The sequence below is a fragment of the Flavobacterium sp. 25HG05S-40 genome (assembly GCF_052654735.1).
The window spans coordinates 1,073,887-1,090,874 of the sequence record NZ_CP199750.1 but is presented as its reverse complement, the minus strand read 5'-3'; the positions used below and the strand labels follow the sequence as shown (position 1 = coordinate 1,090,874).

The 16,988-nt window shown below is 39.5% G+C and carries 9 protein-coding genes; 6 read left to right on the top strand and 3 right to left on the bottom strand.

All coding sequences use genetic code 11. The features are described from left to right. The first annotated feature begins 1 nt into the window (after position 1). From ACULEU_RS04670 to ACULEU_RS04660, 3 genes are all read left to right on the top strand, one after another. On the top strand, positions 2-1,243 hold the full coding sequence (locus tag ACULEU_RS04670) for an McrC family protein (protein WP_445454290.1): 1,242 nt from the start codon (positions 2-4) through the stop codon (positions 1,241-1,243). 27 nt (positions 1,244-1,270) lie between these two features. After that, positions 1,271-2,365, top strand: a complete 1,095-nt coding sequence (locus ACULEU_RS04665; protein WP_445454289.1) for an AbiH family protein — start codon at positions 1,271-1,273, stop codon at positions 2,363-2,365. A 274-nt stretch (positions 2,366-2,639) separates the two neighbouring features. Further along, a complete protein-coding gene (locus ACULEU_RS04660; RefSeq protein WP_445454288.1) occupies positions 2,640-3,269 on the top strand; it encodes an SOS response-associated peptidase in 630 nt (209 codons plus the stop codon). A 1,088-nt stretch (positions 3,270-4,357) separates the two neighbouring features. Here ACULEU_RS04660 and ACULEU_RS04655 read toward each other — a convergent pair. The 3 genes from ACULEU_RS04655 to ACULEU_RS04645 all read right to left on the bottom strand — a co-directional run bounded on the left by ACULEU_RS04655 (position 4,358) and on the right by ACULEU_RS04645 (position 10,787). Continuing rightward, positions 4,358-7,816, bottom strand: a complete 3,459-nt coding sequence (locus tag ACULEU_RS04655; RefSeq protein ID WP_445454287.1) for a LodA/GoxA family CTQ-dependent oxidase — start codon at positions 7,814-7,816, stop codon at positions 4,358-4,360. Continuing rightward, positions 7,813-8,928 carry an NAD(P)/FAD-dependent oxidoreductase gene (locus ACULEU_RS04650; RefSeq protein ID WP_445454286.1) on the bottom strand — a complete coding sequence of 372 codons (1,116 nt, stop codon included), beginning with the start codon at positions 8,926-8,928 and terminating at the stop codon, positions 7,813-7,815. The genes ACULEU_RS04655 and ACULEU_RS04650 overlap by 4 nt, the downstream gene beginning before the upstream one ends. Positions 8,929-10,007: 1,079 nt before the next feature. Further along, entirely contained in the window at positions 10,008-10,787 is a 780-nt protein-coding gene (locus tag ACULEU_RS04645; RefSeq protein ID WP_445454285.1) for an XRE family transcriptional regulator, read from the bottom strand. Positions 10,788-10,884: 97 nt separating this feature from the next. Between ACULEU_RS04645 and dinB the strand changes: the two genes are divergently transcribed. From dinB to ACULEU_RS04630, 3 genes are all read left to right on the top strand, one after another. Next, positions 10,885-12,108 carry a DNA polymerase IV gene (dinB, locus tag ACULEU_RS04640; RefSeq protein WP_445454284.1) on the top strand — a complete coding sequence of 408 codons (1,224 nt, stop codon included), beginning with the start codon at positions 10,885-10,887 and terminating at the stop codon, positions 12,106-12,108. Between the two features lie 96 nt (positions 12,109-12,204). Further along, the gene (locus ACULEU_RS04635; protein WP_445454283.1) at positions 12,205-15,267 is read left to right on the top strand and encodes a DNA polymerase III subunit alpha; all 3,063 of its coding nucleotides are present in this window, start codon (positions 12,205-12,207) and stop codon (positions 15,265-15,267) included. Further along, the gene (locus ACULEU_RS04630) at positions 15,264-16,655 is read left to right on the top strand and encodes an exonuclease domain-containing protein (protein WP_445454282.1); all 1,392 of its coding nucleotides are present in this window, start codon (positions 15,264-15,266) and stop codon (positions 16,653-16,655) included. The genes ACULEU_RS04635 and ACULEU_RS04630 overlap by 4 nt, the downstream gene beginning before the upstream one ends. The last annotated feature ends 333 nt before the right edge of the window (positions 16,656-16,988 follow it).

Below are 16,988 nucleotides of genomic sequence, written 5' to 3'. Positions count from 1 at the left end.
CATGCTAAAAGACAATACCATACAAGTTTTTGAACATACTTTTCTTCCCATAGAAGGTAAGTTTGAGCAACGTCATTTTGTGGCGTTGTCTAAACTCAATGCCTTACATCAATATCAGTACTTTGATTTAAAGCATAATGGTATTCTATTCAAGCAATTTGTAGGTGTGATTCAAGTGGATGGTCTAAACATTGAGATATTACCTAAGATTGACAAATATGAAACGGAGAATGAAATTGTAAAACAAAAATGGCAGAGAGCTTTAATTGAAATGTTGCGAGTAACTCGCAAACTGAAAGTGCAACAGGTAGGTGAAGCCAATGTTAGAAAACAACAGATTCACTTATTAGACATTTACTTTGAATGGTTTTTAAATGAGGTACAGACATTAATCCATCAAGGACTAATCAAACAATATTACAAAGAAACAAGCAACGTTAAAGCCCTAAAAGGCAAACTGGAATTTGCGGGGCATATCAGTAAGAACTTAGTACATAAAGAACGTTTTTACACAACACATCAGGTGTATGACAAAGACCACTTAGTGCATCAAGTTTTGGATAAAGCCTTAACAATCGTAGAAAAATGTACTAAAGGCAATTATTTATACAGCAAATGCAAAACAGTACAATTAGATTTTCCTGAAGTAAAGACAATTAATGTTAACGAAGCTACTTTTACTAAACTTCCAAAAAATAGGAAAACTGCACCCTATGAGACCGCATTGGCAATAGCTAGGCTAATAATATTGAACTATGCCCCGAATGTATCGAGTGGTAATGAACGTATGTTGGCTTTATTGTTTGATATGAATTCCCTTTGGGAGGAATATATACTGGTAAAACTAAATGAGGCAGCACCTGATGGTATCTCCATTTACGGACAAGAATCAAAAACCTTTTGGAAAAACATTTCTATTCGTCCGGATATAGTGATTGAAAAAGGGGGTGATAAATTTATCATCGATACCAAGTGGAAGAATATTGATTATTCTGAACCTTCAACACACGATTTGAGACAGATGTATGTTTATAATGATTATTGGGATAGTAAAAAAGCAATGTTGCTCTATCCTTCAAATAAAACTTTAGAAATAAATGATGATCATTTTATTTCCTTTGAAAGTATACCTAACAAAATTTCAAATCACAAATGTTGTTTAGGAAAAATATCAATATTTGATGATGAAGTAGTAGATGAAAAGATAGGTGTAAAAATTTTGAAATGGTTTGATATTGAATAATTTTTTATTTTTTTAAAGACTAAAAGAATGAATAGATTAATTATTATAGGCAACGGTTTTGATTTAGCACATGGCATAAAGACGAGTTATAAGGATTTTATAGCTCATTATTTTAGTAATGCTATGCGTTGTATATATTTATCCAATGGCTATCATGATGAACTAATTGAAATACACGTAAAAAGTGGACATGCCTTCTACCATAACCATTTAGACCCAATAACTCCTGAAAATTCAATTGACACTATCAAGCAAATATTGACAGGGAAAACAATACTTCATTTACAATTCAAGTCTATATTGTTAAAAAAATCTTTTGAGAAAATTGATAAATTGAACTGGGTTGATTTAGAAATTGAATATTTCAATACCTTATTGGCCACTAAACATGCTTTTGGAAAGGATAATCAATTAGAAGAAATTAAAAAAGTAAATAAACAGCTAGATTCATTAAAAGAAAAGTTGATTGAGTATCTCAAAAAACAACAATCAACTTTTAGTAACGGTTTTATTAAAAATAATTTAGTTGGTTGTTTTACAGAATCTATTAATCCGCATGAAGTAGTAACTACTGAACTTGAAGAAAGTCAATTGCCTAAAAGTCTTTTTTTCTTAAACTTTAATTATACCAGCACTTTTGAAAATTATTACGATATCTGTAGAAAAAAAATAGCTTCAGATTTAGATTATATTCATGGGAGTTTAGATGGTGTTCATGGAGAACCTGTATTTGGTTTTGGAGATGAATTAGATAAAAACTACTTGGAGTTTGAAGATGAAAAGAATAATGAATTGTTTAGACACATTAAATCGTTTGAATATTTAAAAAATAAAAACTATTACCGATTAATTCGTTTTATTGAGTCGAATGATTATCAGGTTCAAATATATGGGCATTCTTGTGGGCTATCCGACAGAACGATGCTCAATCAAATATTTGAACATGAAAATTGTAAATCCATAAAAATATTTTACCATCATAGAGAAGATGGTACTAATGACTACACTGAAAAGACTTATGAAATATCACGTCATTTTAAAGACAAAGGTATGATGCGAAAAAAAGTAGTACCATTTGATTATTCACAAGAAATGCCACAACCCAATCGTGTGAATAAATAATTTCCCCCCTCCCACAGAATCCCTTTCCCCTTACCCAAACAAAACAGCACCATAAAAAAACATTGGCTCTTCTGCTACTATACTTAGTAAAATACTGTCACATTTTTTATGCTCAAAAAAAATTTGTGACAAAAACTGTCACAAAATTTTCAAAACGATATTTTTTGTGACACTTTTTTTGTAATTTCTTTCAATATCATCAGCTCCGCAATCCCGCTAGTATGAGTATTCCTATTTCCAATTTTTTAAATATCTTTACTTTAAATGTGATGCAATGTGCTACTACACTCAACAAGGCAAAACAGCCGGAGAACTAAGCGACTTTTACAATCGGAACATCGATGACCCGGGGAATGTATTGCAGTCCGATTTTATTAATGGCTTCAGCTATCCCAATCTTCCCATCGTATTGGATAGTAAACCGGAGATGATTACGACTTCTTTTACTTGGGGACTACTTCCCGTAGACAGAGACAAAGACTTCCGAAAAAGTACCTTAAATGCGAGGGTGGAAACCTTAGAAGAAAAAGTATCCTTTGCGCCTGCCATCAACAACCGCTGTTTGATAATTGTCTCTGCTTATTATGACTGGCATTGGAATGACCCTGCCGGCAAGTCGAAACGGAAGTATGAAATCCAGTCGACCGTGGACGAGATTTTTTATTTGGCTGGAATTTATAATACTTGGCAAGACAGAAATGGAGTGGCTTGGAACACCTATAGCATTGTGACGACAGCAGCCAATGAACAAATGCAATACATTCACAACCGCAAAGAAGCGGAAGGGGAGCAACGCATGCCGATCATCATTAACCGTAGTGAGGAAAAGGCTTGGCTGGATGCTAAAAATCATCCTACGGAATTTGCGTATCCGAGGTATAATGCGGGATTGATTGGGTTTTAATTTTCTTTACTGAAGGGAAAAGTTGTGTCGAGGATATTTACTTTACTTGGGGCGTTTGTTCATTTTGTCTTGATACAAAACGAACCAAAAGATCAAGCCTCATTTTTAGGGTCTGTTCCATTAGCTTTTTTTAGTTCCCGCCGCAACCCTGATCCGGCGCTCCATCCCACCCGGGTTCACTCTCCTTCGCCAGCCGCGCTAAAAAAAACTATTCCAAGACGACCCTAAAAAATAGGGCGGGTTTAGCTTCTTGATAAATGCGCCAAGGCGGACACTCGAAGTGACGGTAAGGAATATATAACGATAAACAGTACGTCAGTTCGAGTGCTTTTGTGGAACGTAGTGGAGCAAAAGTGACACGAGCGAAGCGACTGCCGAAGGAAATCGAGAACCCTCGTGCAATGAAAGCTTCTCGATTAGCTTCGCTCAGTTCGCCCGCGACAGCGGGCTCGGGTCTTTTGCTACGCAAAAACTCGAAGTGACGGCGTGTATAATTGAAGTGACGGTAGTATAAGTTATCAAATGAAGCGTACGTCAGTTCGAGTGGTCTCGTCATTCATGACGAGATTTTATCGAGAACCCTTATGCTAGGAAAGCTTCTCGATTAGCTCCGCTCTGTTCGCCCACCAAGGTGGACTCGGGTCATCCGCCAAGGCGGACACTCGAAGTGACGGCATTGGCCTTGAAGTGACGGTAAAAAAAGTAATCAAACACAGAGTACGTCAGTTCGAGTGGTCTCGTCATTCATGACGAGATTTTATCGAGAACCCTTATGCTAGGAAAGCTTCTCGATTAGCTCCGCTCTGTTCGCCCACCAAGGTGGACTCGGGTCATCCGCCGGGGCGGACACTCGAAGTGACGGCGTGTATACACGAAGTGACGGTATCTATTTAATTAAGCTTCCTTTGCTGAAACTCGGTTCGCAAAGATGAAAAATACAAAGCCCCGCAAGGTTTTACCTGCGGGGCTTTTCTCTTGGGACAACATGGGTACGCCTTTTATTGTTCTTTACTTTACAGATTCCTTCTTCGGATGTATCGGGTGTACCTCCGCTAGCATTACCTAGTAATAAAGGGGTTACTATGTCATCAATGAATACTGCCCATGCCTCTTATTTTCCTTGTGGGATGCGTCATAAATTTCTCAGCGGGTGAAGTAAGCCAAAGTTTTTCTGTAGTAAACGTTACATTAGGAGCAACTTTGGGTTGCGTCGGAGGAGCTAGCGGACAGCCATCATTAATCCATTGTATAACAATATCTCTGCCTGTTTGATCCCCTGTACCAGCGATAGCATAGCTAAAAGCTTGGCCCATTCTGTTGGCTGGCGCAATCAACTGCGTTACAAAAATACTACTGTCTGGATCAAAGGGAACTATAAGGTTATTATTGGGATCACTTAGCGCGGCCATAAATACCAATGGGTCTTGGGTAAAGAACCAAGATATAGGATGTGCTTTAGTACTGCCAGCCTCTCTAATTTCAATCGCTTGGTGTTGCCCTGTACCATTTTGTTGATTTTTAAGCGTTGTGATGAGCAATTTCATGGAGTCAAAAGAATCTAATGGTTTTATACTCGGTTTCTTCACCAATGACATAGTCCAATCTTTCCATAATTGTATTTCATCATCCGTAAATACTCGGAACATCGGCCCGGTCTGAAATTCAAATAAGGAGAAAAGTTTACTGCCTTCAATATTGCCCGGAACAATGTAACCCGCAGCTACAAGTGCATCGAGAAAGCCTTGAGGGTCGCTAAACCAATCGTTGATTTTATTGTTTCCTACCATGTGCTCATCGTGATTCAAGCTGCCAAATAGTGCCTTCTGCTCAATCATTGTAATTAATTGATCGTTGAATGAGGGTGCACTTGTAATTAAATCCTGTAAGTCGGATCCAAAAGTACCTGTCAGGCTAAAGGCAATGTACCCTTTCCATATTCTTTCAAATTGAGCTTGTACTGCTTCTTCCCCACCTTGCTGCATAATATTGCTGAGATAAAGGTTTATGGCATCAATGGCTCTCCTGCCGTGACCATTGACCGCATTATCAATACCTATGTGCATCACATAAAAATGAGAATCAATACCGAAATAATCAAGCAATTGTACCGTTGGCTTTAGTTCTAAGACACTCCATTCAAGATAAAGAGACATTCCCAAGATTTCGGGCATATAAGATTCAGTATACTGGGAAATGGCCAATTCAAAAACCGCAACAGTAAAAGCTGAATCAAGATAAGTAGGGTCTTGTGCGAATGCTTCGCTATCCACAGGATGTGGATAATACCCTACAGAATGGCACAGATCTAAATAGATATTGCAATGGTTCATAGACGGATCACCATTCCCTCTTTCATCTTGAAAAATTGAAGAAAGTAAACTTTGAACTTCATCTGTTGGTCCGGCTTTGTCGATATGTCGTAACCAGGCACCATCAATTAAATTAAAGGGTGCGAACTGTATAATTCGAGTAATGCAGTCTTTACGCGTTTTAAAAATAGCATCCGTTGCAGCGTCATAACTTCGCGCATCGGCAACAAACGAGTTATAGGCGTCCATCATTCTTGCTTCAAAGTTGTCTGCAGTATATCTAAAAAATTTCATCTGCTCTGGGCAATCATCGGCCATTCCGTATAAATAAGCTTCTTCTAAAACCCTTTCCACATATTCTTTCACTTTGGGCATAATCCCCTGATAATTATCGATGTTTTGAATCATGTAGAAAAGTTCTCGGTCGGTCAGCATACCTGCATATTGATTTCGCTCTTGTTCAACGTAAACCTCTTCCTTTACCAAAGCACCATTATATAGTATTCCGGGAGTCGTTTGTTTCGTTACAAACCCCATCTCATGCCAATATTTAACCATATTGTTATCACCTGTTTTAAAATCGTTGGGGTCATCAGAAATTCCTCTGGCCCACATCTCTCGATCAGCCATTGCTAAAGCATAAACGGTTTCAGGGTCCACTGTTGGGTCTGTCGTTGCGTAGTTCTTTAAAACTTTTTGAGTTTCAGTATAACTTTCCGCCGTCACCACATCATCAGGTCTTTGGGCCGGCCACCAGTGGGTATTGCATTCAAAGAAATCAGCCTGCCACGGCAAGGCCATATATTTCGTAACATCTCCAGCTTTAAATTGCGAGTTCAGTCGAAACGGTGCTTGGAAGGTTGAAGTTTCATCTGAGATGAATGTCATTTCGATACCCGGAAAAAAAGGACCACCAACACAATATTCCAAAACACCTCGATCTAACATTTGAGGCTGTTGCTCAATTGGAAACTCATCAAGAGGGACATAGACTTCGGGCTCTCCAATCTCAAAATCGCCGTTAGCCCAATTCTTGAGGTGCATATACTGAGTAGGAATTACGGTAAGCCATGTTAAAGCCGTAAGCCCATCATTATTATCTGGGGTCTCGTCTACGGGAATTGGAAAGGTAATAGCGTCGCCATCATCACCACTTAGTTGCGGCATATACATATAATTGGCTTGCGAATTAGCAAAATCTTCGTCCTTGATTACTACATTGTCTCCTACAAGCTCCCAATCGATTGGTTTTCGAATTCTCTTAAATACATTTAAACGCATCGCTTTGGCCTTAGGGGAACTGTCCGATAAAAGGGACAGCATTTTTTCAGATAAAAAGTTCCCACCTTTTCCGGCGCCGTGGGCACGATAAGACATTTCATTTACCCATGCGTAACCCGATGCTCGATACAAAATAGGATAAATATCGCGATAGAATTGGGTGTTGGAGTTTTCAGGTTTACACGAACGTTCCTTTATTCTGTCATACAATGTAACAAGATTATACGTATTCGGTGCAAACTTCGGCGGAGCTACAATGACCCAGGCGCTTTCTGCTTCTAAGAGGGTACCATCGGGCATACTAACGGATGCCGATACCGGGCCATCTGAGGTATCGTCATACCAGTTGTCGTTGTTGGCATAAACCGTTAAAGGGTTATTGGGAATTAATGAAGAAGAACTTCCAAAACCACCCAAAACCAGCAAGCGCCCCTTATCATCGGTTCGGAGTTCGCCAAGTGTAACCGGAACCTCTTTGATCATACCTCCATCAAATACAACATTAGACTGCTTCGATCCCGAGATACTTCTTTCGCCGGGATCTATAATCCACTCTTTTCGCTCATCCGGCAGTCGTTCGTCATTTCCATTGTAATTTCTTAAATTATCTGAAGTGAATTTTTGGTGAAAACGACCATTAAATTTATAGTATGATGCCTTTTTATTGGCAAGTTGAACAGACCATTTGATCTGACAGTTCGTTTCCGTTAGTTCACTAACTACGCTACCCGAGCTATCATAACCGTATATTCTAAATCGAGCAGCTTGACGCTTAACTCTTCCCATGGCGTCCTTAAATTTACCGGAAAGATTCGGCTCTTCCCAAGGAGCTTCAGGTCCGATAAAAAATTCATCTGGACTGTTTCCTAAGCGGGCAATTCCAATTCCCGGAAAAATTTTAACACTAACAATTGCTGATTGTTCATTTGAGGAACTACGTTGTTTTTTTGGTTTCATATAGTTTTGTTTTTGTTGATTATCTCATTAATTTCTTGCGCATTCGTATTCCAAAATACGCTGTCAGGCCAGTGATGCACCTTGCTGTAAAATTTGTTACGCTGTACTAGGTAATTATGAAACAACTCTCGATAGTTGTCTCTGAACTGCACCATTGCGGTACTGTCTGCATTTTCAAGGAACTTACTCGCTGCCTTAGCGGCTACTATTCCCATTCGTATTGCTGTGCCTACACCTTGAGAAGAAAGCGGGTCAAATGCCGCCGCTGCATCGCCAGCACATATCCAGTCGTTACCAAATAATTCACTGGAAATTTCGCTATTTGCATAACGAACATGCGGTTTCTCATCGCTATCGCTATAGCATTTGAGATGTTGACTGATTAGTTGGGTACTTAGAAGCTTATGGTTGAAATGAGGAGCAATCAGGTTGTCTTTTAAAGCGTCCGATTTCGCATTTGTAAAAAACGAGACAATCCTTTTTTTGTTCAAAAACGATGAGGAATACCACCATCCCTGATTATCGGCTTCAATGAGTAGCGCTAAACTAGGGTCGCTTATAGCTGCGTCGAAAATTTTATTAATGGCAATAAGGGAGTCATATTTCTGTACTGGTATGGAAAGTTTTTTTAACAATATCCTTCTGCGCCCACTACAATCCACAAGAAATAAGCCGTGGAGGGACATTAAATCACAAGTTAAAAGCCATCCTTTTTGCGGATGCCTTTTGATTTCTAGTTCATCACATTTAAAAATTGGTATGCCTCTATCAGCACATTTTGAACGCAGCTGCTTATTGAATTTTAGTTTATCTATAGTCCAACCGTTCCCATGGGCATTGTATATGGAATCCTTAAAGATAGGTTCGTCACTATCCCAAAGTGAGATTGTCTCATACAAAGGCGTGTGATGCTCGTTCAAGTACTCGTGATTAAAATGTAAACCAAGCAAGTCCTCTGCAACACTTGCATCAATAGATTCGATTGTAGGAAAGTCATCCGTTTTTGAACTGCCTACAATCGCAACAGCATAGCCATTGCTTTCAAAGGTCAAAGCAGCAGCGCAACCGGCAGGACCATCTCCCAAGATGATAATATCAAAGTTTATAAGCATATCAAAACATTTTAGAAATGCAAGAATTTCCCTTTGTCAGGATTATAATTATTACGAAATGCGATATTGAATTATCGCTTTTTATTAATTGAGATACTACATTTAAAAACTTAAGTAGGAACAGTTGCTAATGACTTTCTTAAGGGGAATAAGTAATGGGTCATCTGGCGCAACGACTTTGCAATTATATACAGACGAAAAAATTGGAACTATAAAAAAGAGCGGTACTCTTAGCCTTTTTAAAATTCTTGTTGACTGCTGTTTTTGTCATGATTTTTTATGCTTAGCGTTACTAATTATGATTTCAGACAAAACAAAAAAGGCCGATAAAATCCCTTTTGAGGAAAATATCGGCCTTGGTGGTATTGCCAGTACTCTAAGTTAACATATTGTTTACCAAGCAATTATTATCCTCGCTGAATAACCTAAATAACCGACTAACTACCAATTTTGTACTTTTTTATTGACAAAAAAGTGAATTTACCCTTCGCTAAAGGGAAAAATCCAATCAGGATTCCTTGGTAGAACACAGCGAAGTTTATCCCGATTTAATTACGAAGATGGGAGCCTGTAGAGGGCAGAGACCACCACGTCACCGATGGCATCGGCGCCACCTCTCCTCAATGAGGAGGATTTGATAGTAAGAGGAGGAAACCCAGTGGGCTTGAGGTACACGAACTTTAGTTCGTAATAGCTTCCATTACATATTCAGTACTAAAAACTACAAACAGATTCCTTTTTAATGAGGGGTGGCTCAGCTTGCTGAGACGAGGTGGTTTCTTTTCAAGAATGAAGCACTCGAAGGCACTCTTATTAAACGGGACATTCTGTTCATTTTGTCTTGATACAAAACGAACCAAAACCTGCCTACCGGCAGACAGGGATCAAGCCTGAAGTAAACGAATGAAAAACTATTGTTGGATGGATTCCTGCCTGCGCGGGAATGACAAAGAGAGACTACCCGGGTTCACTCTCCTTCGCCAGCCGCGCTAAAATAAGCTATTCCATCACGAGACTAAAAATAGGGCGGGTTTAGCTTGTAGAAAGTACTTGCCTCCGAATATGTAGAGGGTACCTTATTAATTAAGCTTCCTTTGCTGGAACTCGGTTCTAAGGGCGGAAAAATCCTGACGGATACCTTGTAAAACATCAGCGATACTAAGCACTCCTAAATCGTCTTTTTCAAATTCTTGTGTGGCGATACTACAGGCGTATCTCCATATTTCTAAAACATCAGAATACTGTACTTCATAAGGGTCATAAAGGGTATTATCTGAATGCGCCATCAGGCTGCTTTTATCTTTTTTATACAAGCGCTTATACGACATGCCGTTGTTCTTGGTAATCAAAATATAGGTTCTGCCATCAACAATATCGGTAATTCGTTCCACATATTCCCCAACTACAAACGAGCCTTCTTTATGCGGTGGCATAGAATCTCCCGTCACTGGAAAGGCGCGGTATTTTCCGTGAGTTAGAAACGGTAGTGAAATGCGTTGCAGACTTTCAATAAATTCGGGATCGCCATAACCTCTCAAGTAACCGGCCTGTGCTTTAGCACCAACAATCTCAATGCGGTTTTCGCCATCGCTATCCACAGTGATAGGAAGTAAGATTCGGTTTTCCTCCAATTGTATTAGATTCTCATAAGGCACCCGTCGGATATCAAAAGACAACAACAAATCGATACTAACGTGAAAGTATCGTGAAATCTTTTGCAAGCAATCCAGAGGTGGATCGGTGGTTCCTTCGTATTTGGCGTAACGCTCCCGCGGAATTCGCAATTCGTCCGCTATCTTTTGCTGCGTCATACCACTTTTGACGCGTAAGTATCTCAGGTTATCAGAAAATATAGACATGTGTTAATGTGAATTTAATTCACAACAAATATAATTATTTTTGGTAATATGGTTCTACTTTTGTGAAATAAATTATCATCCCACAATTCAAAACACTATGTCACGCGCTATCGTCCATATGGATTTAGATACCTTTTTTGTCTCCTGCGTCAGGCTGGAAAACCCGTTATTAAACGGAATTCCACTGATTGTAGGCGGTGGAGAACGAGGTGTTGTAGCATCGTGTTCCTATGAGGCGCGGTATTTTGGGGTGCGTTCGGCGATGCCCATCCGAATGGCGATGCAACTCTGTCCGCAGGCTAAAATTGTCAAAGGCGATATGGAATTGTTCTCTAAAAAATCCCATGAAGTCACTCAGATTATTGAAGAGAATGCGCCGCTGGTGGAAAAAGCCAGTATTGACGAATTCTACCTCGACATTACCGGCATGGATAAGTTTTATGGTTGTTACAAATGGACCAATGAATTGATACAAACCATCACTAAAGAAACCGGACTGCCTATTAGTTTTGCTTTGTCGGTTAACAAGACCGTTTCCAAGATTGCGACAGGTGAAGGCAAGCCTAAAGGCAATCTGGAGATTCCACAAAACAAGGTGCAGCCGTTTCTAAATCCATTATCAATCCGTAAAATCCCGATGGTGGGTGAAGTCACGTTTAATCTGCTCTCCAGACTCGGAATCCGTAACATCGAAAAGTTATCTGAAACTCCGGCCGAAGTACTGCAAAGTATGATTGGCAAAAACGGTTTAGAGCTTTGGAAGAAAGCCAACGGCATAGACAATACTCCAGTAGAACCCTACACCGAAAGAAAATCACTTTCAACAGAACACACGTATTTACAGGACACTATCGATATTAAAAAAATAGAATCCCTGATATTGGGTATGGTAGAAAAATTGGCCTATCAAGCTCGAAAAGAGCAATGGCTCGTTTCAACATTGGTGCTAAAAATACGCTATGCGAATTTTGATACGGAAAATCTGCAAAGGAAAATAGCCTATACTTCTTGCGATCATGTGTTGTCCAAAATAGCACTAGAGTTATTCAATAAACTTTATAATCGGCGCATGCGGATACGATTAGTGGGGGTTTCGTTTACCGGTTTGGTGCGTGGCAATTATCAGATTAGTATGTTTGAAGATACCGAAGAAATGATAGCCTTATATCAGGCTATGGACAAAATCAAAAACCGTTTTGGATATGATGCCGTTACTCGTTGTGGTGGGAGAAACATCACCTCAAAAGCTGGAAATATCATCTCTAACCCCAAAGCCCAATATATAAATTCTAAAAACGATATCGAAGATCATAATTTATAAATCACAAATCACAAATCATAAATCACAATTCACAATTCACAATTCACAATTCACAATTCACAATTCACAATTCACAATTCATAACTCATAATTAAAATGTATCTCAATTGCCATTCCTATCATTCGTTGCGCTACGGCACCATTCCTTTACAGGATTTGGTATCGCAGGCTGTTGGTTATGGTGTTACGGCTATGGCATTAACGGACATTAACACCATTACCGGAATTTACGATTTTATAAAAGCCTGTCGAGAAGTAAACATAAAACCATTGGTGGGCATCGATTTCCGCAATAACGGCAAACAGCTTTTCATTGGCTTAGCCCAAAACAGAAACGGATTGGCAGAAATGAATCGGTTAGTGACCCAACATAATTTTGATAACACGCCTCTTCCTGAACACGCACCCCATTTTGAAAATGTTTATGTGATTTACCCCTTGGATAATGTTCCTGAGGAGCTACAAGAATATGAATTTATAGGCATCAGCGCCGAGCAGTTGCCCAAGTTGTACAATTACGTTTGGAAAAGAAGAATGGCTAAAATGGTGGTATTGCAATCGGTTACCTATCGTACTAAAAAAGAGTACAACTTACATAAAATACTAAGGGCCATCGACCTCAACATTATTGGTTCCAAATTGGGGGAAACGGATTATTGCAAAACAACCGAAATCATGATTCCGATAGAAAAGCTACTGGAAAAGTTTAGTGACTATCCACAAATTATTCAAAACACCAAAACCATTATAGCCGGATGCCATTTTGAATATGATTTCTATACGCCTAAAAACAAAAAACACTTTACCGGAAACAAACACGACGATAGTATATTACTAACAAAACTGGCCTATGAAGGCATGATTCAACGTTACGGGGAAAACAATGCCGAAGCCAAAGCCCGAGTAGAAAAAGAATTGAAAGTCATTAACGATTTGGAGTTCAGCGGCTACTTTCTGATTACTTGGGATATTGTGCAGTACAGTATTAGCAAGGGCTTTTTGCATATTGGTCGTGGAAGCGGTGCCAACAGTATTATTGCGTATTGCCTTGATATTACCAACATTTGCCCTTTGGAACTCGACTTGTATTTCGAGCGTTTTCTAAACGTCAACCGAAAATCGCCACCCGATTTTGATATAGACTGGTCTTGGCGCGAACGGGATACCATCCTAGAATACATTTTCAATAAATACGGCAGCGATCATGTAGCTTTTTGTGGAACGAATGTCGAGTTTAAGTACCGCTCTATTTTTCGGGAAGTCGGTAAAGTATTTGGTTTGCCCAAAGAAGAACTTGATGAATTGGCTAAAAATCCAATGGTAAAGCACCACAAAAATGAAGTGGTCAAAATGGTGCAGGATTACGGTATGATGCTCGAAAAATATCCCAATCAAAGAAGCATGCATTCTTGTGGTATTATCATTTCAGAAGAACCCATTACCAATTTCACCGCTTTAGAAATGCCTCCGAAAGGATTTCCGATAGTACAGTTTGATATGCACGTAGCGGAAGATATTGGGTTTGATAAGTTTGATATTTTAAGTCAGCGTGGCATTGGCCATATTGACGATACCGTAAAACTGATTAAGGAAAATCAAGGTATCGAAGTCGAAATCAGAGATACTACTCTTTCCAAGAATGAGAAGGTCTGCAACGAATTGTTAAGTCAAGGAAAAACCATCGGCTGCTTTTATATTGAGAGTCCGGCCATGCGAGGCTTGTTGAGAAGATTGAAATGTGATAACTATAAAGTATTAGTAGCGGCATCTTCTATTATTCGACCTGGAGTAGCACAATCGGGCATGATGAAAGAGTATATTTTTCGACACAATTATCCCGACCGATTTGAGTATTTTCATGAGGTGTTTCAAGAACAATTGGGAGAAACCTACGGTATTATGGTCTATCAGGAAGATGTTATTAAGATAGCGTTGCATTATGGCGGACTTCCGGCAGCCGATGGTGATATTTTGCGTCGGGCTATGAGTGGTAAAGGTCGTTCTAAAGCAGCGCTACAAAAAGTAAAAGACAACTTCTTTGACTGCTGTAAAAAGCAAGGACATCCCGAGCAGTTGAGTCAGGAGATTTACCGTCAAATTGAATCGTTTGCAGGCTATTCGTTTTGCAAAGCGCATTCGGCTTCGTATGCCGTAGAAAGTTATCAAAGTTTGTATTTGAAAACCTACTACCCTATTGAATTCATGACAGCCGTCATCAATAATTTTGGAGGTTTTTATCGAACGGAAGTCTATGTTCACGAAGCCAAAATGTCGGGCGCCAAAATCCACAATCCCTGTGTAAACAAAAGCGATTATCAAACCAAAGTGTATGGTAAAAATATTTACTTAGGTTTTCAGCATCTAAAAAGTCTGGAATCCAAAATAGCGACCCTTATTGTTGCCGAGCGCGAACAAAAGGGTATCTTTATGTCTTTGGAAGATTTTATCAATCGTATTCCGATTGGCATTGAAAGCATACAAATTTTGATTTTTATTGGAGCTTTTCGTTTTACGGGTAAAAGAAAAAACGAACTACTCATTATTGCCCGACTGATTCTAATTAATTTTAAACCGGAGCATCGCGGATTATTACTGTTGCAGGAACCAGTAAAAGACTATAAATTACCGGTATTGGAACGCTCCCCTTTTGAAGATGCTTTTGATGAAATTGAATTGTTAGATTTTCCGGTTTCGGTTACGCCTTTCAATTTGCTCCAGACAGCCTATCGGGGTGATGTTATGGCAAAGGATTTGACGAAACACCATAAAAAAAATGTCCGAATGTTGGCGTATTTGATTTCGAGAAAACACGTCCCTACCAAAAGAGGCGATATGTATTTTGGCACTTGGATAGATGCGGAAGGCGAGTTTTTCGATACCGCGCATTTTGCGGATTGTCTGCAAAAGTATCCGTTTAAAGGTGGGGGATGTTATCTGTTGTTAGGACAGGTGGAAGTGGATTATCATTTTCCGACCATCACCATATCCAAAATGGAGAAAATGCCTTTTATCCCCGATCCTCGTTATTCGGCAACAGATGAAAAGCGTTTTCAAACACAGCACCAAATACGCGAAGATGTCAGCATGACGCATCGCGCACCTTATCCACAAGAACATGAAATAGGATTACCAAGACAACGCATGACCCCACAAGTATGAAAAAACAAGAATACGCCATAGTCGATATTGAAACCACTGGAGGTAACGCCACGTATAGCCGCATTACAGAAATAGCCATTATTATTCATGACGGCACCAACATCCTTGACCGTTGGGAAAGTCTGGTGAATCCGGAAAAAGACATACCGCCAGCTATTTTTGCTTTGACGGGTATTGATAATGCTATGGTACGCCATGCACCTACTTTTGATTTCATTTCGGAAAAAGTATTGGCAATGCTTACTGATAGAATTTTTGTCGCGCATAATGTCAATTTCGATTATTCGTTTGTACGGCACGAGCTTGAAAAAAGCGGATTTAAATGGACAGCCCGAAAACTTTGCACAGTTAGAGCCGCCCGCAAAATTAAACCCGGATTAGCCTCATACAGTTTGGGGAAGCTTTGTCGTTCTTTGGATATTCCGCTAGAAAATGCCCACCGAGCGGGTGGTGATGCTACGGCTACTGCCCTGCTGTTTTCTAAATTAAACGAATGGGATGAAGAAGGTATCCTTTCAAAAATGATTAAAAAGACCGCGCAGGATCAACGATTACCTCCCAACCTACCGCCACAAGATTTTGAGCAACTCCCTGAAAAACCGGGCGTGTATTATTTCCATAATCAAGAAAAGAAAGTAGTCTATGTGGGTAAAGCGATAAACCTAAAAAAAAGAGTGGCCTCGCATTTTAGCGGACATAGTATTACACCTCAGCGACAAAATTTTCTGAAGGACATCCACGGTATTTCCTTTGAAATATGCGCTACCGAATTTATGGCCTTACTTCTGGAATGTACTGAAATCCAAAAATTATGGCCCTTATACAACAGAGCGCTCAAGAAATTAGAACCTAAGTTCGGACTCTATCAGTACGAAGCCCGAAACGGATACCGCTATCTGGCCATTGGGAAACTCACGAAAGGACAATCGAGCGTTGAAACCTTTCACTCGCTATATGATGGCATTAGCTGTTTGCGTAACCTATCGGAGCAGTTTGCTATTGATAACCGCTTTTGTAATTATGGTCAAACAACCGAAGGACAACTAGCACCCCAAACAGAACTGACAAGCCTTCCCGAGCAATCGTATCACAACCAACAAATTGAAGCAGCCTTGTCCTATTTAGTAAACGACCGACCCACTTTTGCCATTTTAGATAAAGGACGTAACGAGGACGAGCGCAGTTGCGTTTGGGTTGAAAACGGGCATTTCTACGGTATGGGATATATTTCGTCAGATGTTGGTATCAATACACCATCAGAAATAAAGGATCATATAACGCCCTATCGAAGTACGGCTTATATTATGCAGTTAATTACAACGTATGCTGAAAAGTTTCCCGGTAAGGTCATCAAAGGAAATAGTACAAACTTCAAAATCAAGAATTAACTTTACGCACACGCACTAAATAAGCTACCGCGTTCCCACGCAATTCCTTTACCTTCACCTAAATAAAATAGTGCCATAAAAAACATTGGTTTTGTTGCTACAATACCAATTGAAATGTTGTCACATTTTTTACGCACAAAAAAATTTTGTGACAAAAACTGTCACAATTTTTTCAAAACGATTTTTTTTGTGACACTTTTTTTAGCTTCTTTTCATGGTCTAAAAATGGCAAGTCTTTAGAATCTGAGGGAATCCCCAAACGCCTTTCAACTCCCTACCAACGAATTTACAGCATAAGTAAACGAATATACATTTACTGATTTTTACATTACT